The organism is Streptomyces prunicolor NBRC 13075 (assembly GCF_000367365.1).
Lineage (GTDB): Bacteria > Actinomycetota > Actinomycetes > Streptomycetales > Streptomycetaceae > Streptomyces > Streptomyces prunicolor.
Genome location: NZ_BARF01000086.1, coordinates 1 through 26320, shown reverse-complemented (window position 1 = coordinate 26320; position 26320 = coordinate 1). Strand labels below are relative to the sequence as shown.

General features: G+C 68.8%; 17 protein-coding genes and 3 pseudogenes. 15 read left to right on the top strand and 5 right to left on the bottom strand.

All coding sequences use genetic code 11. The features are described 5' to 3' along the window. Positions 1-1320: 1320 nt before the first annotated feature. Positions 1321-2013 (top strand): annotated as a pseudogene (locus SPR02S_RS57230) (ribulokinase); the annotation flags it as partial. 1 nt (position 2014) lies between these two features. Beyond that, positions 2015-2500 (top strand): annotated as a pseudogene (locus tag SPR02S_RS57225) (class II aldolase/adducin family protein); the annotation flags it as partial. 725 nt (positions 2501-3225) lie between these two features. Here SPR02S_RS57225 and SPR02S_RS36890 read toward each other — a convergent pair. Beyond that, positions 3226-4245 (bottom strand): LacI family DNA-binding transcriptional regulator, encoded by a 1020-nt coding sequence (locus SPR02S_RS36890; RefSeq protein WP_026151194.1) that lies wholly within the window; start codon positions 4243-4245, stop codon positions 3226-3228. A gap of 265 nt (positions 4246-4510) precedes the next feature. Between SPR02S_RS36890 and SPR02S_RS36885 the strand changes: the two genes are divergently transcribed. From SPR02S_RS36885 to SPR02S_RS57215, 10 genes and pseudogenes are all read left to right on the top strand, one after another. Then, the gene (locus SPR02S_RS36885) at positions 4511-6487 is read left to right on the top strand and encodes a glycoside hydrolase family 127 protein (protein ID WP_019062040.1); all 1977 of its coding nucleotides are present in this window, start codon (positions 4511-4513) and stop codon (positions 6485-6487) included. Positions 6488-6552: 65 nt separating this feature from the next. Next, on the top strand, positions 6553-7800 hold the full coding sequence (locus SPR02S_RS36880) for a sugar ABC transporter substrate-binding protein (RefSeq protein WP_019062039.1): 1248 nt from the start codon (positions 6553-6555) through the stop codon (positions 7798-7800). Positions 7801-7893: 93 nt separating this feature from the next. Further along, positions 7894-8877, top strand: a complete 984-nt coding sequence (locus SPR02S_RS36875; RefSeq protein WP_019062038.1) for a carbohydrate ABC transporter permease — start codon at positions 7894-7896, stop codon at positions 8875-8877. Further along, positions 8874-9695, top strand: coding sequence for a carbohydrate ABC transporter permease (locus tag SPR02S_RS36870; RefSeq protein ID WP_019062037.1), 822 nt, complete (start codon positions 8874-8876; stop codon positions 9693-9695). The genes SPR02S_RS36875 and SPR02S_RS36870 overlap by 4 nt, the downstream gene beginning before the upstream one ends. 121 nt (positions 9696-9816) lie before the next feature. Beyond that, positions 9817-11586 carry an RICIN domain-containing protein gene (locus SPR02S_RS36865; RefSeq protein ID WP_019062036.1) on the top strand — a complete coding sequence of 590 codons (1770 nt, stop codon included), beginning with the start codon at positions 9817-9819 and terminating at the stop codon, positions 11584-11586. A gap of 298 nt (positions 11587-11884) precedes the next feature. After that, positions 11885-11983: pseudogene (locus SPR02S_RS66485) on the top strand (GntR family transcriptional regulator); the annotation flags it as partial. A gap of 155 nt (positions 11984-12138) precedes the next feature. Next, complete coding sequence (locus SPR02S_RS66480; protein WP_019062035.1) at positions 12139-12498, top strand: FCD domain-containing protein; 360 nt, start codon at positions 12139-12141, stop codon at positions 12496-12498. Positions 12499-12695: 197 nt separating this feature from the next. Next, on the top strand, positions 12696-14927 hold the full coding sequence (locus SPR02S_RS36855) for an alpha-L-fucosidase (RefSeq protein WP_019062034.1): 2232 nt from the start codon (positions 12696-12698) through the stop codon (positions 14925-14927). A gap of 197 nt (positions 14928-15124) precedes the next feature. Next, on the top strand, positions 15125-16984 hold the full coding sequence (locus SPR02S_RS36850; RefSeq protein ID WP_019062033.1) for a ricin-type beta-trefoil lectin domain protein: 1860 nt from the start codon (positions 15125-15127) through the stop codon (positions 16982-16984). Positions 16985-17146: 162 nt separating this feature from the next. After that, positions 17147-18604, top strand: a complete 1458-nt coding sequence (locus SPR02S_RS57215; protein ID WP_019062032.1) for an FAD-dependent monooxygenase — start codon at positions 17147-17149, stop codon at positions 18602-18604. A 208-nt stretch (positions 18605-18812) separates the two neighbouring features. Here the strand turns inward: SPR02S_RS57215 and SPR02S_RS36840 are convergent, their stop codons facing one another. Further along, a complete protein-coding gene (locus SPR02S_RS36840; protein WP_019062031.1) occupies positions 18813-19763 on the bottom strand; it encodes a zinc-binding dehydrogenase in 951 nt (316 codons plus the stop codon). A gap of 195 nt (positions 19764-19958) precedes the next feature. Between SPR02S_RS36840 and SPR02S_RS36835 the strand changes: the two genes are divergently transcribed. The 3 genes from SPR02S_RS36835 (at position 19959) to SPR02S_RS36825 (ending at position 23111) form a co-directional block, all read left to right on the top strand. Then, a complete protein-coding gene (locus SPR02S_RS36835; RefSeq protein WP_218006596.1) occupies positions 19959-20516 on the top strand; it encodes a TetR/AcrR family transcriptional regulator in 558 nt (185 codons plus the stop codon). A gap of 708 nt (positions 20517-21224) precedes the next feature. Beyond that, positions 21225-21911 carry a helix-turn-helix transcriptional regulator gene (locus SPR02S_RS36830; RefSeq protein WP_019062029.1) on the top strand — a complete coding sequence of 229 codons (687 nt, stop codon included), beginning with the start codon at positions 21225-21227 and terminating at the stop codon, positions 21909-21911. A gap of 555 nt (positions 21912-22466) precedes the next feature. Further along, positions 22467-23111, top strand: coding sequence for a helix-turn-helix transcriptional regulator (locus SPR02S_RS36825; RefSeq protein ID WP_019062028.1), 645 nt, complete (start codon positions 22467-22469; stop codon positions 23109-23111). A 214-nt stretch (positions 23112-23325) separates the two neighbouring features. Here the strand turns inward: SPR02S_RS36825 and SPR02S_RS57210 are convergent, their stop codons facing one another. The 3 genes from SPR02S_RS57210 to SPR02S_RS60820 all read right to left on the bottom strand — a co-directional run. Further along, positions 23326-24819, bottom strand: a complete 1494-nt coding sequence (locus tag SPR02S_RS57210) for an MFS transporter (protein ID WP_218006595.1) — start codon at positions 24817-24819, stop codon at positions 23326-23328. Between the two features lie 204 nt (positions 24820-25023). After that, positions 25024-25563: a methyltransferase family protein gene (locus SPR02S_RS59220; protein WP_158697949.1), complete on the bottom strand. Its 540-nt coding sequence runs from the start codon at positions 25561-25563 to the stop codon at positions 25024-25026. A 79-nt stretch (positions 25564-25642) separates the two neighbouring features. Then, a partial coding sequence (locus tag SPR02S_RS60820) for a phosphopantetheine-binding protein (RefSeq protein WP_052347109.1) occupies positions 25643-26320 on the bottom strand: 678 nt, incomplete at its 5' end.

The window sequence follows — 26320 nt, the reverse complement described above, 5'->3', positions numbered from 1 at the left end:
CGAAGTCGCAGGTCAGGGGTCGCTTCAGAGGAGATCTGAAGCGGCCCTTCGACTATTCTCGGGGACCACTTGGGGACCCAGGGTGCTTGACGGGGGTCGTGGCGCACTTTGACCCGGTCAAGGTGCGCCACGGGGTGCATGGTAAGGCGCAGAGCGGGCGGTTCGTGGAGCCGTCTACGTGTTTCCGATGACGCATCACATGGAGTGCGTCGCGATTCTTGAACCGGCCGCGAAGGGCTCCTGACCTGCTGCTTTGCGTGCGCGCATGATGTGTGGTGCGGGCGTTGCGGGCGATATCCGGACGTTGAAATGACGCTCGTTCTGATGGGGTGTCAGGTGGCCTGTCGGGCAGGTCAGGCCCTGTCAAGGTGGCACGTGTCGATGGAGCGCCGAGAGCAGGCGACGCTCTGTGCGGAGCCGCTGGTTCCTGTTGGTCGGATATCCCGGAAGGGGCCGGTGGGCGGGTTGGCCTGCCGTGATGAGCGGCCGATGCCCGCCACTCTGTGCGAATGACCTTTCGGCTGTTTCGCGCTCGTGTCGGTTGACGGAGTTGGAAGCCCAGTGGGCTCGCACTGCTGCCGGACGCCCTTTCGGTTCTGTTCGGGGAGGCGGCGCGGTGTGGGTTGCACCCTGCGTGTCGGTGGTCCGCCCTGGTCGAACGGCAGCGCGGGTTCCTCGAATGCCCTGTTGTCGACGAGAACGCTGGAACCTGGATGTCGAGTGGCTGGCGCTGGGCCGACACCTTGCGAGGGACTGGTGGAGCGAGAAAAGGGTTTCTCTCTCATCGGAGGCATTGCGCCTGCTCGGTTTCGTGGGCAAGTTCGGGCCCCGGTGGCGCCACACGCCGGTCCTGTCCGCGTGATGCACGTCACGACCCCTGTGTTTTCCCAGCTTGAGCGCGACCTTCGTAGGTGGGGGCGGTGTGCGGGGGTGGGTCGTTCGGATCGGTGGGGTGTAGGGGAGTTTACGCGGAGATCCGGACGGGTCAACATGGCGCAGCGAAGGTGAGCAATCATTTTCTCAACGGTGACGCAGGCGTGTGCCTGCGGCATGGTGTCGCCGTGGGGTGATTCGTTCGCGGCCACCCATCGGTCGCGGTTCGTTGTCGTGTGACGGGTGTGACTCTCCATGGTTGTCAACTGACGGGCCGCGCGTTCGCTATTACGAACAGCGTTCGATATGTCAAACAATACGGTCCATTCGCCACAGACCTTCGAGAAGCACTAAGGACAGCCGGTGCAGGCAGAACACGATGGATTGACGAGTCCCGACACCTTCGTCATCGGAGTCGACTTCGGGACGTTGTCCGGGCGGGCCGTGGTGGTTCGTGTCGCTGACGGCGCCGAACTGGCCGTCGCCGAGCACCCGTACACCCACGCCGTCCTCGACCGGGCGCTGCCCGACGGGACGCCGCTGCCGCCCGACTGGGCGCTCCAGGTCCCCTCGGACTACGTCGACGTGCTGCGTATCGCCGTACCCGAGGCGCTGGCCCGCTCGGGTGTCCGGCCGGACCAGGTCGTCGGTATCGGTACCGATTTCACCGCGTGCACGGTCCTCCCGGTCCTCGCCGACGGCACCCCCTTGTGCGAACTCCCGGACCTCGCCGGCCGCCCGCACGCGTACGTCAAGCTCTGGCGTCACCACGCGGCGCAGGCCCAGGCCGACCGCATCACCGCCCTGGCCGCCGCCCGCAAGGAGCCCTGGCTGCAGCGGTACGGCGGGAAGATCTCCTCGGAGTGGGAGTTCGCCAAGGCCCTGCAACTCCTCGAAGAGGACCCCGAGCTCTACGCGTTGACCGAGTGCTGGATCGAGGCCGCCGACTGGATCGTCTGGCGGCTGTCCGGCATGTATGTCCGCAACGCGTGCACCGCCGGTTACAAGGGCCAGTACCAGGACGGCAGTTACCCCTCCCCCGACTACCTGGCCGCGCTCAACCCCGGCTTCGCCGGCTTCGTGGCCGACAAGCTGGACCAGCCGATCGGCCAGCTCGGCGACCGCGCAGGTGGGCTGACGGACCCACCGCTGCCTCTACCTCGCCTTCCCCTCCATCGGCGGCATCACCCACACCCACTCCACCCACGCCGTCGCCTTCGCCCAGGCCCGCCGTGACATACCGGTCCTGGGCACCACCCACGCCGACACCTTCAACGGACCGGTCCCGTGCACCCCCGACCTCACCGCCGACCAGTGCGCGAAGGACTACGAGTACAACACCGGCCGGATCATCGCCGACCTGCTGAAAGGCGACGACCAACGGGCGACCGAGGTCCCGGCCGCCCTCGTCGCCAACCACGGCCCCTTCACCTGGGGGCCCACCGCCCGCACATCCCTCGAACACGCCATCATCTGCGAAGCCGTAGCGCAAATGGCCATCAACACCCTGGCCCTGTCCCCGGCGGCCCCGCCACCCCCACACCTGCTGGCCCGCCACTACACCCGCAAACACGGCCCCGACGCCTACTACGGCAACCCGGGACCGGGGGCGACCGCTGCTGTGTGACCGGTGGCCTCCACAGCTTCCCGGGGCTGCCCCGCCGACACACCACGGCCGGCGGGGCAGCCCTTCAGTGCTCTGGCGAGCCAGGTGCGACGGGGCTCGCCCGCGGGGTTCTCGGCAGTGCCTCAGGGAGCGTTCGAGTACGCGGCTGCGGTGCGGCGTCGGCGGCGGTCATGTACCAGGGACAGCGCGGCCGGGCTGCCCTCGTCGGTTTCCCAGGCCGCGGCTGCGAGCAACTCGGCAGGCGGGCGCTGAGCAGCGCATGCCGTCCTGACCGGCGGCAGCCGACGTGGTGTGTTCGGCCGGGGCACCGTCCCTCGGGCGGGGCGTGGCCCGACCCTCGTCACAGGGTGGCGCCCGGGAGTGAAGCTCCGGACACTTCGGCTCTCAAGTGGCCGGGCCGTCCCGTGCCGACCCACGCCGCAGCAGCTCCTGGGGCCTGTCCGCGGCGGATCAGGTCGGTCTCGACCAACGGCACTGATCAGTCCGGGTGAACAGGGTCCGGTGCGCGCAGCTGCAGGGCGGAGGAGGGCTGCGACGCGGTCGGGGAGTCGGCGACCGACGACAACGCCGCTGGGGGTCCCCGTGCCCTCAAGGCAGTGGGGGAGCGCGCCAGACCCCTGGGACACCGGGGTGATCCGCCGGACAGTCCCTGGGCCAGGCAGGGCTGGGAATCGTGCGGGTGACCGATCCCGGCCTGCCCGGCCTTCTCCGGCCCACACTACGGCTCAGGTGGATTCACGGACGACGAGGCGGCAGGGAACGGTGTGCAGGCCGGGCGCCGACATGGAGCCGATGGCGTCCAGCAGCAGGAGGGCGGCCCGTCGGCCGATCTCGGGGAGGTCCGTGTCGATCGTGGTGAGGGGGGGACGGGACGCCAGGGCCATGACGTCCCAGTTGTCATACCCCACGATCGCCGCCTGGCCCGGGACGTCCAGGCCCTTCTCGCGCAGGGCGTCGGCGACTCCTCTGGCGATCTGGTCGTTGCCGCAGAAGAAGGCGTCCGTGTCCGGTGCGGTGCGCAGCACCGCTTCGGCGGCGCGGCGGCCCCATGCCTCGCTCCACTCCCCGAAGTGGACCCGGCCGGTGGCGAGGCCCAGGGAGGAGCGTTCGAGCAGTTCGAGGGTGTGGTGGGCGCGGTCGCGGGCGGCCGCGTGGTGGGCCGGGCCGGAGATGTGCGCGATCCGGGTACGGCCGGTGGCCAGCAGGTGCTCGATGGCCAGCTCCGCTCCGCTCCGGTCGTCGGACACGACGGAGATGTCGTCCGGGTCGGTGGACGGCGAGAGCGCGTAGACCGTCGGGATCGGCTCGATGCCGTTCAGCGGCGGGCGCGGGTCGGTCCTCCGGCCGGTGACGATGATGCCGTCCACCCGGCGGTCCATGAGATTGCGCAGGTGGTGCTGCTCGCGGATTGCGTCGCCGCGGGTGTCGCACAGCAGTACGGAGATCTTTCCGGCGCCGAGCGCGTCTTCGGCGCCGAGGAGGACGGGCGTGCTGAAGCGACCGATGCCGTCGGTCGTCATCAGCCCGACGGTCCAGCTGCGGCCGGTGTGCAGGCTCTGCGCGTGCTGATTGGGCCGGAAGCCGAGCTCCTCGACGGCGTCCAGAACCCGCTGCCGGGTCTCCGGCCGCATCCTCCCACCTCCGTTCAGCGCCTTCGAGGCCGTCCCGACACTGACACCGGCCAGTCTGGCTACGTCGGCGAGCTTCGCCCGCCCGGTGGACGGAAGACCTGGAGCGGCAGTCACGCGCAATCCTTTTCCTAGACGATGCCTGCAGGGTGCATCCTGGCACCGTTCGCGACTGCTGGCCAGTTCCGAGCCGGCATTGAAAATACTTGTGCGCACCCCTTGACGCGCACTCGTCCCGCTTCCTACCTTTCCCGGCAGAAAAACGTTTGCCCAAAGCGGGTTCGAGAGCACGGAGCAGCGCCCGTCCGAATCTTCGGGACGCCGTGACGCCACCCACGCGTCCGGGCCCCGACTCGTTTCCCACCTACCTCTTCGGAGAACCATGCCCCGCCCACGCTCCGCCGCGCCTTCCTCCTCGGCCTCGGCCCCGTCCGAACAGGCAGGCACCTTCACGGGGCCGGTTCGTCCGGGACCGGGCGCCAAGGCCGCACTCGCCCCTGTCGCAGGCGAGGTACGCGCCGGCTTCTGGAGCACCCGCCGCGAGGTGAACGCACGTACATCCCTCCCGCAGGGCCCCGAACTCCTTGAGACGGCAGGGAATCTGCACAATCTGCGGCTGGCGGCGGGCACGGTCGAGGGTGAGTTCCGGGGTGCGTACCCGTTCGTCGACACGGATGTCTACAAGTGGCTGGAGGCCGCCTCCTGGCAGCTGGCCCAAGGCCCCTCCGCCGAGCTGGAGTCGGACGTCGACCGGATCGTCTCCCTGGTGGCAGCAGCGCAGCAGCCCGACGGCTACCTCAACACCTGGTTCCAGCTGGTGAAGGGGGGCGAGCGGTACAAGGACCTGCGCTGGGGCCACGAGTTGTACTGCGCGGGCCATCTGATCCAGGCTGCCGTCGCCCATCACCGGGCCACCGGTCGGACGGAACTCCTCGACGTGGCCAGCAAGTTCGCCGACCATGTCGACTCGGTCTTCGGCCCGCCCGGCAGCGGCAAGGAGATCGACGGCATCGACGGTCACCCCGAGGTCGAGACCGCCCTGGTCGAGCTGTACCGGGAGACCGGAGAACACCGCTACCTCGATCTGGCCGGCTACTTCGTCGATCGTTTCGGCCACGGCCTGCTGGGCGGCGAGGCGTACTGCCAGGACCGGGTGCCGCTGCGCGAGGCGGACAACGTGGAAGGCCACGCCGTACGGCAGTTGTATCTGCTGGCCGCGGCCGCAGACCTGGCCACCGAGACCGGGGAGGCCGAACTGCGGTCCGCCGCCGAGCGGTTGTGGCATGCGATGACCACCACGAAGACCCATCTCACCGGCGGGCTCGGCGCGCACCACGAGGAGGAGGACTTCGGCGACCCGTACGAACTGCCCAACGAGCGTGCCTACTGCGAGACCTGCGCCGCCATCGCCTCGGTCCAGTGGAGCTGGCGCATGGCCCTGCTCACCGGCGAGGCCCGCTACTCCGACCTGATCGAACGCACCCTGTACAACGGCTTCCTGGCCGGTGTGTCGTTGGACGGCGAGCGCTGGCTGTACGTCAACCCGCTCCAGGTCCGCGACGGCCACACCGACACCGGCGGCGACCAGTCTGCCCGCCGCACCCGCTGGTTCCGCTGCGCCTGCTGCCCACCGAACGTCATGCGGCTGCTGGCCTCCCTGGAGCACTACCTCGCCACCAGCGACACCGGTGGTCTCCAGATCCACCAGTACGCCACCGGCCGTTACACGGGCGACCTCGACGGGGCCTCGGTCGCGGTGCGCGTCGAGACCGAATACCCCTGGCAGGGTGCCATCGGCGTGACCGTCGAGGACACCCCGGCCGACCGGCCCTGGACCCTCTCGCTGCGTGTCCCGCAGTGGTGCGGCGAGTACCGGGTGCGCTGCGGGGACATGGCGTACGACCAGACAGATGCCCCCGTGGCCGACGGCTGGCTGCGGCTGGAGCGCACTTGGGCCCCCGGCGACCGGGTCGTCCTCGAACTCGCCATCGAGCCGCGCCTGACCGCGGCCGACCCACGCGTGGACGCCGTGCGCGGCTGCGTGGCGATCGAACGCGGGCCGCTCGTGTACTGCCTGGAACAGGTCGACCATCCCGGCGGTGGCCTGGACGACATCGTCCTCGACACCACCCGCCCACTCGCCGTCGAGCACCGTCCGGACCTGCTCGGAGGCGTCACGACGGTGGCGGCGGCCGGCCATCGCCGGCATGTCGCCGACGCGGGCTGGTGGCCGTACAGCTCCGCGCACAGCGAGGCACCGGCCACGGACAACGATCCGGTCGAACTCACCGCCATCCCCTACTACGCGTGGGCCAACCGCCAGGACGGCAGCATGCGCGTCTGGCTGCCCACCTCCTGAGCCCTCCACACGCAGCATCCCCCGCTTCCTCTCCCTACGAGCCGCACCCAGACAACGAGGTCACCGTGAGAAACACCCGCCGCACCCTCCTCACCGCCATCGCCGCAGTCGGCGCGCTCACCTCTGTCGCCGCCTGTGGCGGCGGTTCCGACTCCTCCTCATCCGGTTCCGGGAAGGCCGGCGGGACGTACAACTTCTGGGACCCGTACCCGCAGTTCGACGCCTCCTCGCCGTGGGGCAAGCTCGTCACCAAGTGCGGCACCGACGCCGGGGTCAAGGTCAAGCGCACCGGCATGGACACCACCGACCTGGGCAACAAGGCGCTGCTGGCCGCCCAGCAGGGCAACGCGCCCGACGTGATGCTGGTGGACAACCCGGTCGTCTCCACGCTCGTGGAGGCGGGGATCCTCAACAAGACGAGTGACCTCGGCCTGGACACGAAGTCGATCCAGAAGAACATCCTCGGCGCGGGCGTCATCGACAACGCCCCCTACGGGGTGCCGATCGGCGCCAACACCCTCGCCCTCTATTACAACAAGAAGATCCTCTCCGCCGCGGGCGTCGACGCCGGCTCCATCAAGGACTGGAACTCCCTCACGGCCGCCCTGAAGAAGGTCAAGTCGGCCGGGAAGAAGGGCATCACCTTCTCCGCGATCAACACGGAGGAGGGCAGCTTCCAGTTCCTGCCCTGGTTCTGGGGCGCGGGCGGCGACCTCACCAAGCTCAACTCGGCCAAGGGAGTCGCCGCCCTCTCCCTGTGGAAGCAGTGGGTCGACGCGGGATACGCGCCCAAGGACGTGCTGCAGAACACGCAGACGACCAGCTGGCAGGAGTTCGCCACCGGCGACTACGCGTTCAGCGAGAACGGCACCTGGCAGCTCGGCAACGCGGACAAGGCCGGCTTCGCGTACGGCGTCATCAACATCCCCGGGCAGAACGGCGGCTCCGCGCCGGTACCGACCGGCGGCGAGTTCGTCACCGTGCCGGTGCAGAAGGACTCCTCCCGCTACGACGTCAGCAAGAAGATCGTCACCTGTCTGACCAGCTCCACGAACCTGCTGTCCACGGACACGGCTCTGACGTACGTGGCGCCCACCGCGGAGGTCCAGGCCCAGCAGGTGAAGCAGAACCCCGAGCTGAAGCCGTGGATCAGTGCGGTGGCCGCGGCGCGTGGCCGCACCAGCGGCGGTCTGGGCACCAAGTACCCGACCCTCTCCCAGCCGATGTGGACCGCCGTGCAGTCCGCCCTGTCGGGCGGCAAGAGCCCGCAGGCGGCCCTCGACACCGCTCAGACGGCCGCGGGCAAGGGCTGACACCCGGCCCCTCGCCGCTTCTCCGGAAACCGTATCGCCACCGCCGGGACACCGCCGCCGGCCCGGACACGCCACCCGCATTCAGGAGTACGCATGACCATCGCCCGCGTCGACCGCCGCGCGCAGCGGTCCCCGGCCGGGTCCGGGGCGACCGGCACCGGACAACGGACGAACACGTCGGCACTGCGGCGCCGGCAGCGCCGCGGCAGCCGGCTCACCGCACTGGCCTTCATCGCCCCACTGGTCGTCTACCTCGCCGCCTTCTACCTCTATCCGCTCTACCGCAACCTGGACCTGAGCCTGCGCGACTACACCGTCCGGTCGTTCGTGCAGGGGGACGCGCCCTTCTCCGGTCTCGACAACTTCCGGACCGTCCTGGACGACCCCACGTTCGGCCCGGCGATGCGCCACACCCTTGTCTTCACCTTCGCGTCGATCGCGTTCCAGTACGCGGCCGGGCTCGCCCTCGCGGTCTTCTTCAACCGGCACTTCCGGCTCGCGCCCACCCTGCGCGCGCTGTTCCTGATCCCGTGGCTGCTGCCGCTGATCGTGTCGGCGTCGACCTGGTCGTGGATGTTCAACAGCGAGTCCGGTGTCATCAACTACGCCCTGCACCTGGTGGGCATGTCCCCGGTGGACTGGCTCAACTCGCCCGACTGGGCGCTGACTTCGGTCGTCATCGCGAACATCTGGATCGGCATTCCGTTCAACCTCGTCATCCTCTACAGCGGGCTCCAGAACATTCCCGGGGAGCTGTACGAGGCCGCGTCCCTGGACGGGGCCGGGGCCTGGCAGCAGTTCCGCCGGATCACCTTCCCGCTGCTGCGGCCGGTGTCGGCCATCACCCTGCTGCTCGGGCTGGTCTACACGCTCAAGGTGTTCGACCTGATCTGGATCATGACCAAGGGCGGTCCGGGCGACGCCTCCTCCACCCTGGCGACCTGGTCCTACCAGCTCGGCTTCGGCACGCTGCTTCCCAAGTTCGGCCCCGGCGCGGCCGTCGGCAACATCCTCATCCTCATCGCGCTCGTCTTCGGCCTGCTCTACATCCGCGTCCAGAGGAGGCAGGAAGCATGAAGTCCCGTACGGGAAAGCGCCGTTACACCGTCATCGGCGTCCTGCTGACCGCGCTGATGCTGTTCCCGGTGTACTGGATGATCAACGTGTCCCTCACCCCGCAGCAGGACATGCGCAAGACCCCGCCCGACCTGCTGCCTCTCCACCCGACCTTCGAGGGCTACCGCGCCGTCCTGAACGACCAGATGCCCTACCTCGGCACCAGCCTGCTCATCGGCCTGGGCACGGTCGCCCTCACCCTGCTGCTCGCCGCCCCGGCCGGCTTCGCACTGGCCAAACTCCGCCCTTTCGGCGGAGGAGTTCTCGGTCTCGTCCTGCTGATCGCCCAGATGATCCCCGGGATCGTCATGGCGATGGGGTTCTACGGCATCTTCCTCGACCTCGGCCTCCTCAACTCGTGGTGGGGGCTGATCATCGCGGACTCCACCATCGCGGTGCCCTTCGGCGTCATGATCTTCACCGCGTTCATGTCGGGCATCCCCGGCGAGCTCATCGCCGCCTCCCGCATCGACGGGGCCGGCACCTTCCGCACCTTCTGGTCGATCGTCCTGCCGGTGAGCCGCAACGCCCTGGTCACCGTGTCGCTCTTCAGCTTCCTGTGGGCCTGGTCCGACTTCGTCTTCGCCAACACCCTTGACGGCGGAGGCGATCTGAGGCCGATCACCCTCGGCATCTACAAGTACATCGGCAACAACAACCAGGAGTGGAACTCGATCATGGCCACCGCCGTCGTCGCGTCGATCCCGGCAGCGGTGCTCCTCGTTCTCGCCCAGCGCTACGTGGCCGCCGGCGTGACCGCGGGCGCGGTCAAGGACTGATCCGCCGTGCCGGCCGCCCCGGGCCCCCGGGTCGGGCGGGGCCGCGGACCGCCGATGCCTCCCCGAGCCACCTCCGCACCGCACTGAGCAAGTCCCCCTCCCTTCCTCAGGAGAGCCGCTGATGTCATACCTGAGTACCCGTCACCGCTACAGAGCACCTGTCGGCCGCGCCACTGCCGGCGCTCTGGCCACAGCCCTGGCCGCCACCGCCGTCGTCCTGACGGGCGCACCCGCCCAGGCCACCCCCACGTCGGCCACCACCTTGGTCGTCAACGCCGCGCAGACCCTGCGCTCCGTCACCCACGTCGGCACGGGCAGCCTCTACGGCCTCGCCACCGCGAGCACTCCCAGCGACAGCCTCGTGCAGGCCCTGAAGCCCAACACGTTCGTCCAGATGGCGCCGGGCGGCAGCCAGCTCCCCAACGGAGAGCCCGCTCCCGCGGGTGACGCCCTCGTCGTCGCCTCCAAGGCCGCCAACGCGGGCGCCAAGGTGGTCGTACGGATGCCGGACTGGTACCCGAACTTCCCCTACCAGTGGGTGAGCTGGAGCGACTGGCTGTCCGCCGTCGACAAGCAGGTGGCCGCGGTGAAGTCCTCCGGCGCCACGAACATCAGCGCGTACGAGCTGTGGAACGAGCCCGACTGGACCTGGGACACGACCAACGCCGGTGCCTTCGACGCGGGTTGGGCCCGTACGTACAACGAGGTGCGCAGCAAGGACGCCACGACCCCGATCCAGGGTCCGAGCTACTCGGCCTGGAACCAGTCCTGGATGACCACCTTCCTCACCGACGCCAAGGCCAGCGGTACGGTCCCCGACGTCATCGCCTGGCACGAGCTCCAGGGCAGCTCCGGCGTCGCCGCCCATGTCGCGGCCTACCGCTCGCTGGAGAGCAGCCTCGGCATCAGCCCGCGTCCGATCGACATCGAGGAGTACGGCACGCCCACCGAAATGGGCAACTCCGGTGCCCTCATCGGCTACGCCGCCAAGTTCGAGCGCGCGGGCGTCCGCGACGCCGAGCTGGCTTTCTGGAACCACTACGGCACCCTCGGCGACACCCTGACCGACACCGGCGGCTCGCCCAACGGCTCCTACTGGACGTACAAGTGGTACGGCGACATGTCCGGGAACATGCTCACCACCACGCCCCCCGCGCAGACCGGCATCGACGGTCTGGCCTCCCTCAACGGCGCGGGCAACCAGATCAGCGTCATCACCGGCGGCTGCACCGGCTCCTGCGCCGTCACCGTCAACGGGCTCTCCTCGCTGTCGGCCTTCGGCAGCACCGTCCACGTCAAGCTCGAGTACAGCCCCGGCACCGGCCGCACCACCGCTTCCCCCGGCCCGATCACCATCTCCGACACCGACTACTCCGTCTCGAACGGTTCCATCACCGTGCCGGTGACGATGAACGCCTCCGACGGCTACCACCTGGTGGTCACCCCCAGCGGCACGTCGACGTCGCTGGCCGGGCGCTACCAGATCACCAACAAGAACAGCGGCCTCGCCCTGGACACCCTCAACGCGGCCACCGCACAAGGCACTTCGGTCGTCCAGGCCACGTCCACCACCGGCGCCGACCAGAACTGGACCCTGACGGCCGCCGGTTCGGGCCTCTACAAGATCGTCAACCAGAAGAGCGGCCTGCTGCTCGGCATCACCAACGCGGGCACCAGCGACGGCGGCACCGCCCTGATCTGGGGCGACAACGGCACCGCCGACCACCTCTGGCAGGTCATACCGGCCCGTGACGGCTACTACAAGATCGCCAACTACAACAGCGGGCGACTGCTCGGCGTCGACCAGATGAGCACCACCTCCGGCGCCCAGGTCCTCCAATGGTCCGACAACGGCACCGCCGACCACCTGTGGAAACTCACCGCCCGCTGAGGCGGCCCGGCACACGGTTTCTCGCCTGCCGGGGGGCGGGCGAGAAACCGTGGCTTTCTCGATCCGGACGTTATGTGCGGTGTGGGCGTTGCGGGCGATATCCCGACGCGCGTTCTGATGGGGCGTCAGGCAGTTTGAGCTGCCGGTCAGGGTCTCTGGCACTCCGCGGAAGATCGGTGCTCAAGCCGGGTGCATATTTCACGCCATCGACCAACAGGGTTTCGGAAACGCACGGGCCAGCCCCCTTGGAGGCAGTCCCGTGACCCTGACGGACGAGGCCATCGAAAGGATCAAAGCGATGATCCTCAACGGCGAACTCGCCCCGGGCTCCCGGCTGCCGACCTGGGAAGCCCTCGCAGAGCAGTTCGGTCTCTCGCGCAGCACCCTTCGTGAGGCGGTGCGAGCCCTTACCGCCATGCGGATCCTCGTGGTCCGTCAGGGCCCCGGGGCGTACGTCTCCAGTCTCGACCCCACCTTCTGCTGGAGACGCTGTCCTTCGCCGCGGACGTCTCCCGGGGGCGTACCGCGCTGCAACTGCTCCAGGTTCGCCGGATGCTGGAGCCGGCGGCCGCGGTACTCGGTGCCAGGGACCTCAGGGCGCTCAGGGAAACCCTGGACCGCGGCCGCGCCGCCGCCACGGTCGAGAATTTCGTGCTCCACGACACGGCCTTCCATCCCCGGACCGTCGAAGCGGTCGACAACCCCGTGATGTCGTTGCTGCGCCAGGTGCTCTCCAGCCGGACCCTGCGGGTACGGATCCTGCGCGGCAGCCAGGTCGAACGCTCCTTGGACAGCGCACACCAGGACCACGAGGAGATCCTTCACGCGCTGCAGGCCCGCCACGCCCTTCGCGCCGCATCGGCCGCCGCCGTCCACATCTGCACGGTCGAGCGGTGGCCGGCGGAGAGCTGACCGAGGCCGGCCGTCCGCCGGTGGACGTCGGCAGACCGGGTACCGGGGCTCGAACCCGGCCATGACCACCACGTCCGAGTGGCCTCGCCATGTCGAAGGCTCCGCCCTGCCCGGGCGCCGAACACCCACGCTGGAGCCCCCTCCCGCACTTCTCGCTGTCAATCATCGGAACACTCAGTTGCCTTGGAGGCCTCTCAATGTCGAGAGCGATCAACAGACGACAGTTCCTCGCCGGTACCACGGCCGTCGCGGCGGCGGTGGTCGCGGGCGGGCTGTTCGGTGCCGGCCCCGCCGTCGCCGCACCGTCCACCTACACGCCCACGTGGGACTCGGTGAACCAGCACCCGGCGTCTCCCGAGTGGTTCCAGGACGCGAAGTTCGGCATCTACTTCCACTGGGGCGTCTTCAGCGTCCCCGCCTACGACAGCGAGTGGTACCCGCGCAACATGTACTTCAGCGGCAGTGGCGTGAACCAGCACCACATCGCCACGTACGGCGACCCGTCCGTGTGGCCGTACCACAGCTTCATCAACGGGGCGAACGACAAGGCGGGCAACTTCACCCAGTTCGCGCCCAGGCTGAAGTCCGCGGGCGGCAACTTCGACCCCGCCGAGTGGGCGCAGCTGTTCGCGGACGCGGGCGCCAGATTCGCCGGGCCGGTCGCCGAGCACCACGACGGCTTCTCGATGTGGGACAGCCAGGTCAACGAGTGGAACTCGGTCGCCAAGGGGCCGAAGCTGAACCTGCTGAAGCTGTTCACCGACGCCGTCCGGGCGAAGAACCTCAAGCTGCTGGTGTCGATGCACCACGCCTACAACTACCTCGGCTACTTCGAGGCCGTCCCGGCACAGTCCGACCCCAGCCTGAAGAAGCTCTACGGGCAGCTGGACAAGACCACGGAAGACCAGCTCTGGTACGACAAGCTCAAGGAGGTCGTCGACCTGGCCAAGCCGGACATCATCTACCAGGACGTCCACCTGGACCAGATCGCCGAGACGCAGCTGCTGAACTTCCTCTCCTACTACTACAACCAGTCCAACTCCTGGGGCCGGGAGGTCATCGCCACCTACAAGGACGCGTTCAACGGCCACGGCGAGGTCTTCGACTACGAGCGGGGCGGCCCGGCCGACATCACTTCGCCCTACTGGCTCACCGACGACAGCGTCTCCAGCACCAGCTGGTGCTACACGGAGGGCATCGGCTACTACACGGCACAGCTGTTGCTGCACGCGATGATCGACCGGATCAGCAAGAACGGCACCGTCCTGCTCAACATCGCGCCCAAGGCAGACGGCACCATCCCCCAGGGCCAGCGCGACATCCTGCTGGGAATCGGCGACTACCTGGGGCGCTTCGGCGAGTCCGTCTACTCGACCCGGGCCTGGACCGCCTACGGCGAGGGCCCGACGAAGATGGGCGGCGGAACGTTCATGAACCCCACGACCGGAACCGCCCAGGACATCCGCTTCACCCGGAACAAGGCGAACACCACCCTGTACGCCACGGTCCTCGGCTATCCCGGCAGCTCGCTGACCGTCAGGACACTCAGCTCCAGCCGCATCAATCTGGGTTCGCTGACCTCGGTGAAGCTGCTCGACAGCACGGCCGGCACCTACATCGACCTCCCGAACCGGACCCAGGACGGGTCAGGGCTCACGGTGACCCTGCCGTCGTCGGCACCGTTCTCCGCCCCCATGTACGTGCTGAAGCTGGCCTTCTCCGGCCAGATTCCCACGCTGCAGCCGGTCGACGGTGCCCTGGTCTGCACGGACGTCAACTACGCCGGTACCTCCGCCGCACTCGGCCTGGGCGACTACACCGCCGACCAACTCGGCCTGCACGGGATGCCCGCGCTCAGTATCACCTCGCTGAAGCTCGCCCCGGGCCAGCAGGTCGTCGCCTACTCCGGCGACAACTTCACCGGGACCCAGTGGACGTTCACCGCCGACAACGCCGACCTGCGGGTCACCGGCCAGAACGACAAGATCACCTCGCTGAAGGTGCAGTTCAACCCGTCGACCTACCTCAAGATCATCAACTACACCGACGGCCTGGCCCTGGACAGCGGCGGCAACGTGGCAGGCGGATCCGACCTCAAGCAGTGGCACTACTTCGACAGCGCCAACCTCCAGTGGCAGGCGGTCGAGGTCGGCAGCGGCTACTACAAGCTGGTCAACCGCACCAACGGCATGGTCGCCGACAGCTGGGGCGCCACCAGCAACGGCGCCACCTGCAAGCAGCTGGCCTGGAACGGCCACACCAACCAGCAGTGGAAGATCACACACCGCGGAGGCGGTCAGTACAACATCGTCAACCGCACTACGGGCAAGCTCCTGGACGGCGGCGGCAGCGTCTCCGAGGGCTCCGTCACCAAGCAGTGGGACTGGGGCAACAGCACCAACCTGCAGTGGACCATCAGCCCCGTCTGACCCGTTCCCCAGAGCCCATGGCCCGGTGCGGTGCCGAACCCCGGCCCGCACCAGGCCATGCGAACAGGCAAGGACCCTCGCCGCTGCCACGCACCGCGGCTGCGGCTGGGGTGCGCGGGCCGACCGCCCCGAAGAGCGGCTTCGGACCGTCCCGCGCCCAGGCAGACGACCTGACCACAAGGAAGAGGGACGCTTCCATGCATGTGAGACATTCGCTCCGCAGACTGAGCGCGCAGGTTGCCGCGCTGACGCTGGCCGTCGCAGGCGGGGCGGCAGTTCTGGCCCCGTCGTCGGCGCAGGCCGCGAGCGACACGATCGGCGTGACCCTGACCACGTCGGACCTGAGTCAGGCCCTGACCCCGCAGCCGGGCATCGCTCTCGGCCCGGTGTCCTCGGGCAGTGTGAACCTCACGGTGGACGACACGCAGTCCTACCAGACCATCGACGGATTCGGTGCCGCCTTCACCGACACCTCGGCCTACCTCCTGCAGAACAAGCTCGGCACCACCGCCCGCGACCAGGTGATGCGCGATCTCTTCACCCGCGGACCCGGCATCGGCCTGTCGCTGATGCGAGTGCCCATGGGCTCCTCCGACTACACGGCGACCCCGGTGAGCAACCCCTCCACCTACTCCTACGACGACAACGGCGGGACCGCCGACCCGACCCTGGCCAACTTCTCCACCGCGCACGACGACGCCTACGTCATCCCGATCATCAAGCAGGCCCAGGCGCTCAACCCGTCGATGAAGCTCTTCGCCAACGACTGGAGCCCGCCGGCCTGGATGAAGACCACCAACACGATGCTGGGCCAGGGCAACGGCACCCTCAGGTCCGACATGTACGGCCCGCTGGCGCAGTACTACGTCAAGTTCCTGCAGGAGTACAAAGCCAAGGGCGTCAACGTCTGGGGCGGCACCCCGCAGAACGAGCCGACGATCTCACCGTCCACGTACTCGGCCATGCTGTGGGCCGCGGGCGACGAGGCGAACTTCATCGCCAACAACCTCGCCCCGGCACTGCAACAGGCCGGCCTGTCCGACACGAAGATCCTCGGCGGGGACGCCGACCACGTGGACACCAGCTACGCGAACACGCTGATGGCCAACCAGGCGGCGCACGACGCGATGTACGGCACGGCGTGGCACTGCTACCAGAACGACCTCGGCAGGATGACCACGATCCACAACTCCTACCCGGACAAGCGGCTCTACGAGAGCGAGTGCTCCACCGGCCCGGGCATCGCCCCCATGAACGCCGCCCAGCTCGCCCTGGAGTCCACCGTCAACTGGGCGAGCGGCGCCCTTCTGTGGAACCTGGCGCTCGACACCAACGGCGGCCCGAAGATGGGCGTCGGCTGCGACAACTGCACCGGCCTGGTCACCGTCGACCAGGCGACCGGCAAGGCCACCTACACCAACAACTACTACCAGCTGGGTCAGTTCTCGAAGTTCGTCGTTCCCGGCGCCACGCGCATCGGCTACAGCGACGGCGGCAACGTCTGGGCCCAGACCTACAAGAACCCCGACGGCGGTGAGGTGCTGGTCGCACACAACAACAACACCAGCAGTACCGCTTTCACGGTCACCTGGAACAACGCCGGATCCTTCCAGTACACCCTGCCCGCCGGCGCCACGGCGACCTTCACCCGGGGCGCGCAGACGGCCGCCGCCCAGATCGTCGGCCAGGGCTCGAACCGGTGCCTGGACGACACCGGCAACCCGGCCAACGGTGTCCAGCAGTACATCTGGGACTGCACGTCCGCGAACGCCAACCAGTCCTACCTCTATTCGGCGAGCCGTGAACTCCAGGTCGCGGGCAAGTGCCTGGGCGCGGCTGCGAACGGCACAGCCAACGGAACCAAGGTCATCACCTGGGACTGCAATGGCGGCACCGGCCAGAAGTGGACCTTCCATGCGGACGGCAGCATCACCAACGACCTGTCCGGACTCTGTCTCGACGTGACCGGTACGGCCACGGCGAACGGGTCCAAGGTCCAGCTGTGGAGCTGCACCGCCGCATCCAACCAGAAGTGGTCTGTCTCCAGCGGAGGCTGACGAGGCGGACTGCACCCGGCCGGTCCGCGAGTGTGCCGTGGACCGGCCGGGCCCCGCGTCATGCTCCGCTGCGGCTCTGTCCGAACGGGAAGTCGCGAGGCTCAGCGCGCAGTGTCCTCGGCGCACGGACAAATGCGGGGCCCTGCACAAACAGGAACAGCGGTGGACCAGGTCTGTGTCCAACCGCCCACCGGCACCTGGAAAGCCGCCGGCCGGACCCTCGCCGAGCTGGGCCGGACACCGGACGGACCCCGGCTGAGGTTCGGCGACCCGGCGGCGGCGCAGGTGTCACCGGCCCCGGTGCGCGGCGCGTGTCCGCAGGACCGGCTCGACTCCGTACTGCTCCCGGCCGCCCGTGACCGGGGTGCCGTGGTCCGCCACGGCACCCCGGTCGTCTCGCTCGCCCCGGACACCGACGGGGTGACCGCCGTCCTCGCGGACGGGAGCCGTGTCCGCGGCGGGTACGCCGTCGTCGCCGACGGCGCCTCCAGCGCTGTCCGGGACGGCCTGGGGGTGTCCACCCTCGGCCGCGGCCGACTGGGGGTCCCCAAGATGAACATCGTCTTCCGCGCCGACCTCTACAGTCAGTTCGGCGCCGTGCCGTACATGACCGACATCACCGCGCCGGGCGCATGGGCCATGCTCATCACCGTCGACGGCCACGACCTGTGGATGCTGCACGTCGACTACGACCCGGCCAAGGGGGAGAGCGCCGAGGACTTCACGGACGCCCGCTGCGCCGCCCTGGTGCGCCAGGCGGTCGGCGTTCCCGAGCTGCCGGTCGAGATCGTGAGCCGGGCGTCGTGGTGGCTGCACTCCCAACTCGCCGAACGGTTCGCGCACGGCAGGGCCTTTCTCGCGGGTGACGCCGCCCACGCCATTCCGCCCCTCGGCGCCTTCGGCATGAACCTGGGCATCGCCGATGCCCACAACCTGGCCTGGAAAGTCGCGCTCGTGCTGCGCGGCACGGCGGACGGCGCCCTGCTCGACAGCTACGACACGGAGCGTCGCCCGGTCGCGGCCTTTACCCTGCAACAGGCCATGCTGCGGCTGCGGAACCCCGCGCTGCACTGGAACCCGATGGCGGGCGACGCCCGCAGGGCGGTGGGTGCGGTCAGCACGCCCAACGTGAAACTGGGGTACCGGTACGACTCCCCGGCCGTCGTGGGCCCGGAGCCCGTCCCACCCTCGACCGAGGACGTCCGGTTGAACCTCGACGGGGCGCCCGGGTCCCGGGTACCGCACCTATGGGTGGAGCACGACGGCCGCCGGCTGTCCACCTTGGACCTCGTGGCCTCCCGCTTCACCGTGCTCGCCGGGCCCGACGGTACCGGCTGGTGCGCGGCGGCGGAGCGGTACGCCGCCGACACGGGCTTCCCCCTGGGCGCCCACCGCGTCGGCGGGAACGGCCCGGTCCGGGATCCGGAGAACCGCTGGCCCACCCTGGCCGGAGTCGATCCGACAGGCGCCCTGCTGGTGCGGCCCGACGGCTTCGTGGCCTGGCGTGCCACGGACGGTTCCGGCGGTGGCGATCCGTACCGGCAGCTCGACCGGGTGCTTCGCGCCGTGCTCGGCCACGACCGCGATCACGGCAACGAGCCTGGGCTGGGGCCGGAGTGATGGCCGAGCCCGCGGTCGGGCCGGATGTCTCCAAGGTCGCCGCCTCTTTGCCCACCGCCCCGTGATCCCGCGAGCGGACGCGGCCCTCCCGGCGCGCACGGTCGTCGAAACGACGGACGAGTCCGGGTCACGGTGGGGGAAGTGGCGTGACCCGGACTCGGGGGCGGGACTGCCCGGTGGTGCGGCCGGGTGTCCGTCGATCGGCGGGTCAGGGGACCACGACGATCTTCTTGCCGGGCGAGGACGCCTGCGCCTCCCACGCCTTGGCGGCCTCCTCCAGCGGATAGGTGGCGGTCGCCAGGGCGAAGGAGCCCTCCACGGCGAGGGCCGCGACCCGGTTGTAGGCGGCGTAGGCGTCGGCCGGCTTCGCCGTCGTACCGCTGAAGCCGATGAGGGACAGCTGCGCGCCGCGGAGCATCTCGACGCGGAACCCGCTCTCGTCGCCCGCCGCCGCGCCGATGTTCAGATAGCGCCCACCCGGCCGCAGGCACGCCAGAGCCGGAACGGCCCAGGCACCCCAGAGCGGGTCGACGACCAGGTCCACGGGGCCGCCGAGCGCGGCCAGTTGCTCGGCCGGCGGTTCGTCGCCGAGGACGACCACGCCGTCCGCGCCGGTGACTCGGGCGAGGCGCTCGGGGTTGCGGCCGGCGGCGATGACGCGCTCGGCGCCGGCCAGTTTCGCGAGCTGGACCGCCGCCGCGCCGAGCGGGCCGGTCGCGCCCAGGACCAGGACGCTCTCGCCCGCCTGGAGGTCGGCCTTGCGCAGCGCCAGGTCCGCTCCGGCGCCGACGGCGCCGATCGCCGCGGCGGCGACGCTGTCCAGCCCGTCCGGTACCGGGATGCAGGCCGCGCGCTCGGTCAGCAGGAGCTCGGCCAGCCCGCCGTTGACGCCCGGCACCAGGCCGGCCGGAACCGTGGCGTGTACCCGGAGGCCCTGATCGGGGCCGGCCGTGATGGTCCCGACCACTTCGAAGCCGGGCACGTAGGGGACCTTCGGCGGTCCGGCGCGGTGGTGCCCCTCCGCGACGTGCAGGTCGATCGCGTTCAGAGCGGTTGCCTCGACCCTGACGACCACCTGAGTGTCGGTCGTGGGCGCGGGGTCGGCGAGGGCGGTCGCATGCGGTGCGGCGCCGACTTCTTCGATCACTGCCGCTTTCATCGCTGCTGCTCCTTCTCGGCGGTGGCGCCGCGAGGGGCGTCACTGGGACGGCTGCCGTTGTCGTATGCGGTCGGTGGAGTAGATCTCGGGACCGTGAGCATGGGCCGGAGCGTAGCATGTGACCGACCAGTCGGTCACCCGGTTCGCCGTCGCGCTCGATCTGGACCCGCCGGGGCGGGCATATACTCCGAAGCTATGGCAGCAGGAGTGCAGATGCCCGGAGCGTTGCAGACACGTGAGGCGTTGCTCGACGCCGGTGCGGCGCTGGTGGAGCAGCACGGCCTGGGCGGTCTCAGTGTGAACATGGTGGTCGCGCAGGCCGGGGTCGCCAAGGGGACCTTCTACGTTCACTTCAAGGACCGGGCGACGTTCGTCGACGCCATGCACAAGCGCTTCCACGGCCGGGTGCAGGCCGCCGTGGACGAGGCGGTCCAGGGTCTGGAGCCCGGCGCCGAGCGCATCTTCCGCAGCACCGAGGCGTATCTCGACGTCTCGATCGCGAACCGGGGCGTCAAGGCGCTGTCGCTGGAGGCCCGTTCGGACCCGACCGTCCAGGGCGGTCCGATGGCGGCCCGCCGTGAGCGGCTGGCTGCGGCGGGGGTCGCGGACCTGAAGGCGATGGGCTGGGAGGACGCGGAAGCCGCGGCCCAGCTGATCGCGGCCATGACGCGGGAGATCTCGGTGCTGGAATTCGACGCCGGGTGTCCGCTGCCGGCCTCGCGCCGCGTGCTCAGGCGGTTCCTCGGTATCTGACGGCCGGGGACCTCGCGATGCGACGGGTCTCGGGTGCTCGTATGCCCCTCGGCCGGAGCTGTCCGTAGCCGAAGCGTTTCTTCCGGATGTGTTCCTTGGGTTCACAGGTATGCCCTCGGCCGGGTTCGGGTCCGGTCGTGCGCGGTCTTCCGGCCGGGCCGATGGTGTACGGCTTCCAGCGGCTCGGTGAAGTCCCGGCGGCCGGGGCCCCGTCACGCCGAAGCGAAAACCTCGGAAGCCGTACCGGGAAAGAATCATTGGCGAACAGCGCATGTAACGGGCAAACGGAAAGCGGGATTCCAGAATCGCGATGCTAGAACGAAAGAAAGTAAATAGTCAACCAAAGGGAGCTGTCGGTGCGATATAGCCGGGTTCGTTGAATCTGTCGAAAGTGGACATACTGCCGATATTTGTAGGTGGCGGGGTGTGGACCTGGCGAATGCTACGGAAGGTTACTTCGGCGCCTCCGCTTCTGGGCGCGCCGCCTTGGAAAGTTTGCAGCTGACCTGCTCCGGCGCCCGCTTGTCCGGGGATTTTTTACGTACCGGTTACAGAAGCTGCAACCCGATGCCCGGTTCGGGCGGGACGTGAATAGGAAAAACCTTAGACTTGCGCTTTCGGTCGGTGGGACTGGTTTTTGGGATTTCTGTATGGGAATCTAGATCAACAATGAACGGAGCCTTGGCGAGCATACGGGGAGGCTAAATCGTGTCGGCGGGACAGGATGCGATCACTGAGGCGAATACTTGCTCACCTGAGCAGGCTGATGACCTGTGCAGAGTCTGGTCGCTGTTCGACAACTCGTCCGCGCGCATTGCGCATTTAGATCTTGGCCTCCGTCTGATAGGGAGCAACGTCGGCTTCGCCGACGTGTTCGGGCTGTCGGTCGAGGAGCTCCCGGGGCTCGCCCTCGTCGACCTGGTGCACGTACGGGCCAGGGACACGCTGACGAGTCGGCTGCTCTCGGTGGCGCGCGGTGAGCGGAGCAGGTTCAGCGACCGGGTCGCCGCGCTGACCAGCGAGGGCCGGACCTGTACCGAGCTGACCGGGATCGCGGTGACGGACGACACGGGTCGCATCGACTCGCTCGTCGTCCTGCTGGACCTGGAGCCGGAGCCCGCGGACGACACCGCCGGGTCTCCCGCGACCGATGTGAGAAAGCCACTGACCAGGATGGAGGCCCTGGTGCTTGAGGGCGTGGCGGCCGGCATGTCCACTGTGCAGCTGGCTTCGAAGCTTTTCCTGAGCCGCGGTGGGGTCGAGTATCACGTCAGCGCGCTGATGAAAAACCTCGAAGCTGCCAACAGGTCCGAGCTGGTGTCCAGAGCTTATTCGGCCGGTCTGTTCCGCAGGGGCAGCTGGCCACCGCTGGTGACCGAGGGCCTTGTCGAGTAGTGCCGCACCGGGTCGGGCCAAGGAGCCGTCACCCCGCGCTTGACCAGGGGGTCGGTGGTCTTCCTGCTGCCAGCCCGCGGCCCCGTCACGGGGGTCTCGGTCCTGGTGCGGATGAGCACCGTACTGGCGTATGGGGAGGGTGAGCGCATCGCGACTGGTGATCGGCCGGAAAGGGTCCGAGGGGTCCATACGGTGTCGGCGAGGGAGCGGTGGACCGCTTCGCGCGCTCTGGCGCCGGGCTCGTGGATGGAGTCAAGGCCGTGGCGCGGCGCGGCGAGCCGGTTCGACGCGGCGGGCACTGCACGCCATTGTGACTATTCATGCCGGTCTCGTCGGATCGGGTTATCGGCCGCCATTCGGGACTTTTGACAACCCTCAGCAGCTTCTCGGGAGAAAAGGATCAACATGTTTACAACGCTCAACGATGAGCGATGTCGGGTGGGGCCGACCTCGCGGCCGGGTTGACGAGCAAAACCCGCAGGAGGTCATGAGGCGGCGTCACGTCACGACAATCTTCGCGTCACCTTCATTCACTGGGCGAGCAGGGGAGAATCAATGACAGAGGTACTCGCCTCCGCGGTGGGCAGGGGCAGTCAGCAGGAAATCCTCAGATCGCTCTTCGAGCGGTCCGGTTTGTGCATGGCCAGGTTAGACAGCGGGTTCCGCCTGGTCGAGGTCAATGCCGAATTTTCGGAACAGTTCGGCTGCCGGCCGGCGGAGTTGGGCGGCCGGTCTTTCGGTGATCTGCTGCATGCCGATGCCCAGACGCTGGTCAGTAGGCAGTTCTCCCGGCTGCTGGACGATCAGGAGGCCCGTTTCACCGAGCCGATGATCGCGTTCCGGCAGAAGGACTCGACCGTTTTCAGCGGCGAGTTGACGGGGTTCACCGTCTGCGCTCACGGCGGCGAGGGCCTGATGGCGCTCTTGTGTCCCGAGACCGGCAGCAGGCAGGACCCGTCGCCCACCCCCCACAGGCTGGTGCTGACCGATATCGAGGCACGCATCCTTGAGGGTGTCGCCGTCGGCATGTCGACCGTGAACCTGGCCTCCACGCTCTACCTCAGCCGTGGCGGCATCGGCTATCACGTGGACACGCTGATGCGGAAGCTCAAGGTCAAGAACCGGCCCGCGGCCGTCGCGAAGGCGTACGCCATCGGTCTGATCAGCCCGGGCTGGCCGCCGCGCGTCGACACCGACTAGCGCGTTTCGGCTCAACTCCGCTGCCGTGTCGCCCCGTTGGGGAAACCGCGGTTCGCGGACCGTACTCACGGGTCGTAGGGCGCGGACCGCAGCGCACCGGTGAGCAGTGCAGTGACACGCACGCCGTGGGGGAGTGGCCAGTCGGTCCGGCCCGGCGCCCCTGGCCGGGCCGGACCGACTGGCGATCCGCACGATGTCGTCCGGTCGCCGGTCCTCAGGTGAGTTGCTGGGCCGCGACCGGTTCCTTGTCGAGGCTCGGTTCCCTGCTGGGGCGCAGCATCACGTAGGTGAACACGATGCCCACCGCGACCAGGGCCGTCGCCACCCACATCCCGACGTGGTAGCCGTCGAGGAACGCCTGTCCCGGTGTCGAACCGGACCGCAGCTCGGCGTTCTGCTTGGACCGCAGCACCGCGCCGATGATCGTGATGCCGAGCAGTCCCGCCACCTCACGGGCGTCGTTGAGGATCGCCGACGCGACACCGGCCTGGGCCTCCGGGGTGTTCTGCATCACCGCGTTCGTCATCGGCACGTTCATGATGCCCATGCCGCCGCCGAGCACGATGAGCGACGGCAGCAGCGAGGCGAAGGTCGCGTGCTCGTCGTGCATGTTCAGCATGATGAGTCCGACCGTCATCATCACCATGCCGAGCGAGACCGTGCGGAACCCGCCGATCCAGGCCTCCATCAGCGTGGAGAAGCCCGCGAACGCGGCCAGCGCGAAGGCCATCGGGACGAACAGCAGGCCCGCCTTTGACGGCGAGAAGCCGAGGATGTCCTGCAGGTAGATCGAGGTGAAGAAGTAGATGGCGAGGGCGCCGAACGCCCAGATCATCTGTGTGCTGATGCCGCCGGTGAACTGGCGGATGCGGAACAGCCCCAGGTCCACCATGGGTTCCGCGGTGCGCGACTCGATCACGAAGAAGGCCACGCCGGCCACGCCGGCCACGACGAAGGCCGCGACGATCTTCATCGAGGTCCAGCCCGCGTCGTTGCCCTCGATCAACGCGTACGTGACGGCGAACAGCGCGACGGCGGACGTGACCAGGCCGCCGACGTCCAGCACCCGGTTGTTGGCTGGCGCTCTGGACTCGCGTACCGTCCGGACGCTCAGCGCGAGCGTCGCCACGCCGATCGGGACGTTGATCAGGAAGATCCAGCCCCAGTGGATGTTCTGGGTGATCAGACCGCCGGTCACCGGGCCGAGGGCCAGACCGGCCGCGGCGCTCACGGTCCACAGGCCGATCGCGTTGGTGCGCTCCTTCAGGTCGGTGAAGGTCGCCGTGATGATGGCCAGGGTGGCCGGCGTCAGCAGGGCCGCGCCGATGCCCTGCACCGCCCGGCTGGCGATCAGGACGCCGCCGTTGCCGGCCAGGCCTGCCGACAGCGAGGACAGCGTGAAGACGAGCAGGCCGATCATGTACAGCCGACGGCGGCCGTAGGCGTCGGCGAGTCTGCCGCCGGCCAGCAGCAGACCGGCCAGGGTGAGCAGATAGCTGCTCACGATCCATTCCAGGCCGGCTTCCGAGAGGTGCAGACTGCGCTGGATCGTGGGGATCGCGACGTTGATGACGTTCAGGTCCAGGTAGGTCATGAACGTGGCCAGGCTGACCGCTAGCAAAGACCACCACCGGAGCGGATCCGGGGCTTCCTCGGGCGGATCCGCGTCTTGTGCCGGGCCGCTCGCCGACTCCATGCTGGATGTCACAGGGCCTGTCCCTTCCGCGTCGAGCGGTCGCTCCTGCGCCGCTCTCGCGTCGATGTTCCGGGTGTGCCGTGCTGCACCGACCATAGCATGTGACCGACCGGTCGGTCACGCCCTGCGAGGGTCGGTGCACGAAACCCCCACGGGCATGTCCACGCCCGTGGGGGTCCGTTGGTGCGGGATAGGGGATGCCGACGGACGGGCTTGTCAGATGGGCAGGAAACGGCCGGTCTTGGAGATGTACTCGCGGTACTCGCTGCCGAACTCCGAGGCGGACAGCCGCTTCTCCTCGCGCATCGCGGTCGCCGTCAGCCGGCCTATCGCGTACAGCATCGGCAGCAGGGTGCCCAGGTGCGGGAAGAGCGCGAACGAGCCCAGGAACGCGAGCAGGAAGGACGAGTAGAAGGGATGCCTGATCCGGGAGTACGCGCCGTAGGTCACGATCGACACCGGAGCGTCGTCTTCCTGGTGCCACAGCGCCAGCGGCACCCGGTGGGTGCCGAGGGTGTAGAAGAGCAGCGCGATCGAAGCGCCGGTGAGGACGGCGGCGATCGAGTCGAGCGTCACGACCATGTTGTGCATGCCGACCCACGAGTGCCAGTGGGCGAGGTCGGCGGCGATCAGGAACGGCGGGACGCAGAAGAACGGCGCACCGGTCAGCCACCAGCCGGAGTTGAAACTTCCGCCCTTGAAGAAGATGCGTGGCAGCACTCCGATGACCACGTAGGCGCAGAGCACGAGAACCATGACGGGGACGTTCACCTGATACCAGCCTCCGAGATCGAACGGGCACCGGCCGTCATGGCGGCCGGCAGCGGTTGGGGTGTCATACGGCGGATTCCTGGAGCACGTCGACGAGTTCACCGAGGCTGTCGATCTCGCGCAGCCGCGCCTGGGTGAACACGGCGTCGAACTCTTCCTGGAGGTCGACGATCATCTCGACCAACATGAAGCTGTCGGCGGCTAGATCCTTGATCAGGGTCTCCGGGGTGAGGTCGTCCGCAGACACCCGCAGCACCCCGGCGATCCGTTCGGCCACGGTCTCGAAGCTGATCGTGTTGGCGGGCATGGGCTCCCTCGCAAGACGGGCGGCGACTGTGAGCCAGCCACCGAGATGTCGGGCTGAAACGTGCTGGTACGCCGGGTCGTTCGCCCGGTAGTCGCGGAGCACCCGCGTGGCGTTGGCCAGGTCGGCCTTGAACATGGCCTCCTTGACCGTCCACAGCCGCAGGAGGTCGTCGCGCGGCTCGTCGTCCCGCAGATAGAACCGCGCCGTCGCCGGGCGGACCGGCCGGTCGTGCTCCAGGTCCACCCCCAGGCCGTCGGCCGCGCCGCCGACGAGCACCGCGGCCACCCCGGCGTGCTCGGTGTGGGTGAGCGAGGCCCGCGGGTGCGGGAAGCGGTAGCGGGCCGGGTCACCCGGCAGGCCGGCCGCCGCCGCCGCGATCCGCAGCGCGTGTCGGCCGGCCCGGGGCCGGTTCACCGTGGCGACGAGTACGCGGAT

Excerpts from the sequence above, each read along its gene's own strand:
- SPR02S_RS36850 (WP_019062033.1), top strand. The coding sequence starts at position 15,125 with ATGCATGTGAGACATTCGCTCCGCAGACTGAGCGCGCAGGTTGCCGCG.
- SPR02S_RS36885 (WP_019062040.1), top strand. The coding sequence starts at position 4,511 with ATGCCCCGCCCACGCTCCGCCGCGCCTTCCTCCTCGGCCTCGGCCCCG.
- SPR02S_RS59220 (WP_158697949.1), bottom strand. The coding sequence starts at position 25,563 with ATGGTTCTCGTGCTCTGCGCCTACGTGGTCATCGGAGTGCTGCCACGC.
- SPR02S_RS36840 (WP_019062031.1), bottom strand. The coding sequence starts at position 19,763 with ATGAAAGCGGCAGTGATCGAAGAAGTCGGCGCCGCACCGCATGCGACC.
- SPR02S_RS36825 (WP_019062028.1), top strand. The coding sequence starts at position 22,467 with ATGACAGAGGTACTCGCCTCCGCGGTGGGCAGGGGCAGTCAGCAGGAA.
- SPR02S_RS36855 (WP_019062034.1), top strand. The coding sequence starts at position 12,696 with ATGTCGAGAGCGATCAACAGACGACAGTTCCTCGCCGGTACCACGGCC.
- SPR02S_RS36835 (WP_218006596.1), top strand. The coding sequence starts at position 19,959 with ATGGCAGCAGGAGTGCAGATGCCCGGAGCGTTGCAGACACGTGAGGCG.
- SPR02S_RS36865 (WP_019062036.1), top strand. The coding sequence starts at position 9,817 with ATGTCATACCTGAGTACCCGTCACCGCTACAGAGCACCTGTCGGCCGC.
- SPR02S_RS66480 (WP_019062035.1), top strand. The coding sequence starts at position 12,139 with ATGCTGGAGCCGGCGGCCGCGGTACTCGGTGCCAGGGACCTCAGGGCG.
- SPR02S_RS36875 (WP_019062038.1), top strand. The coding sequence starts at position 7,894 with ATGACCATCGCCCGCGTCGACCGCCGCGCGCAGCGGTCCCCGGCCGGG.
- SPR02S_RS36870 (WP_019062037.1), top strand. The coding sequence starts at position 8,874 with ATGAAGTCCCGTACGGGAAAGCGCCGTTACACCGTCATCGGCGTCCTG.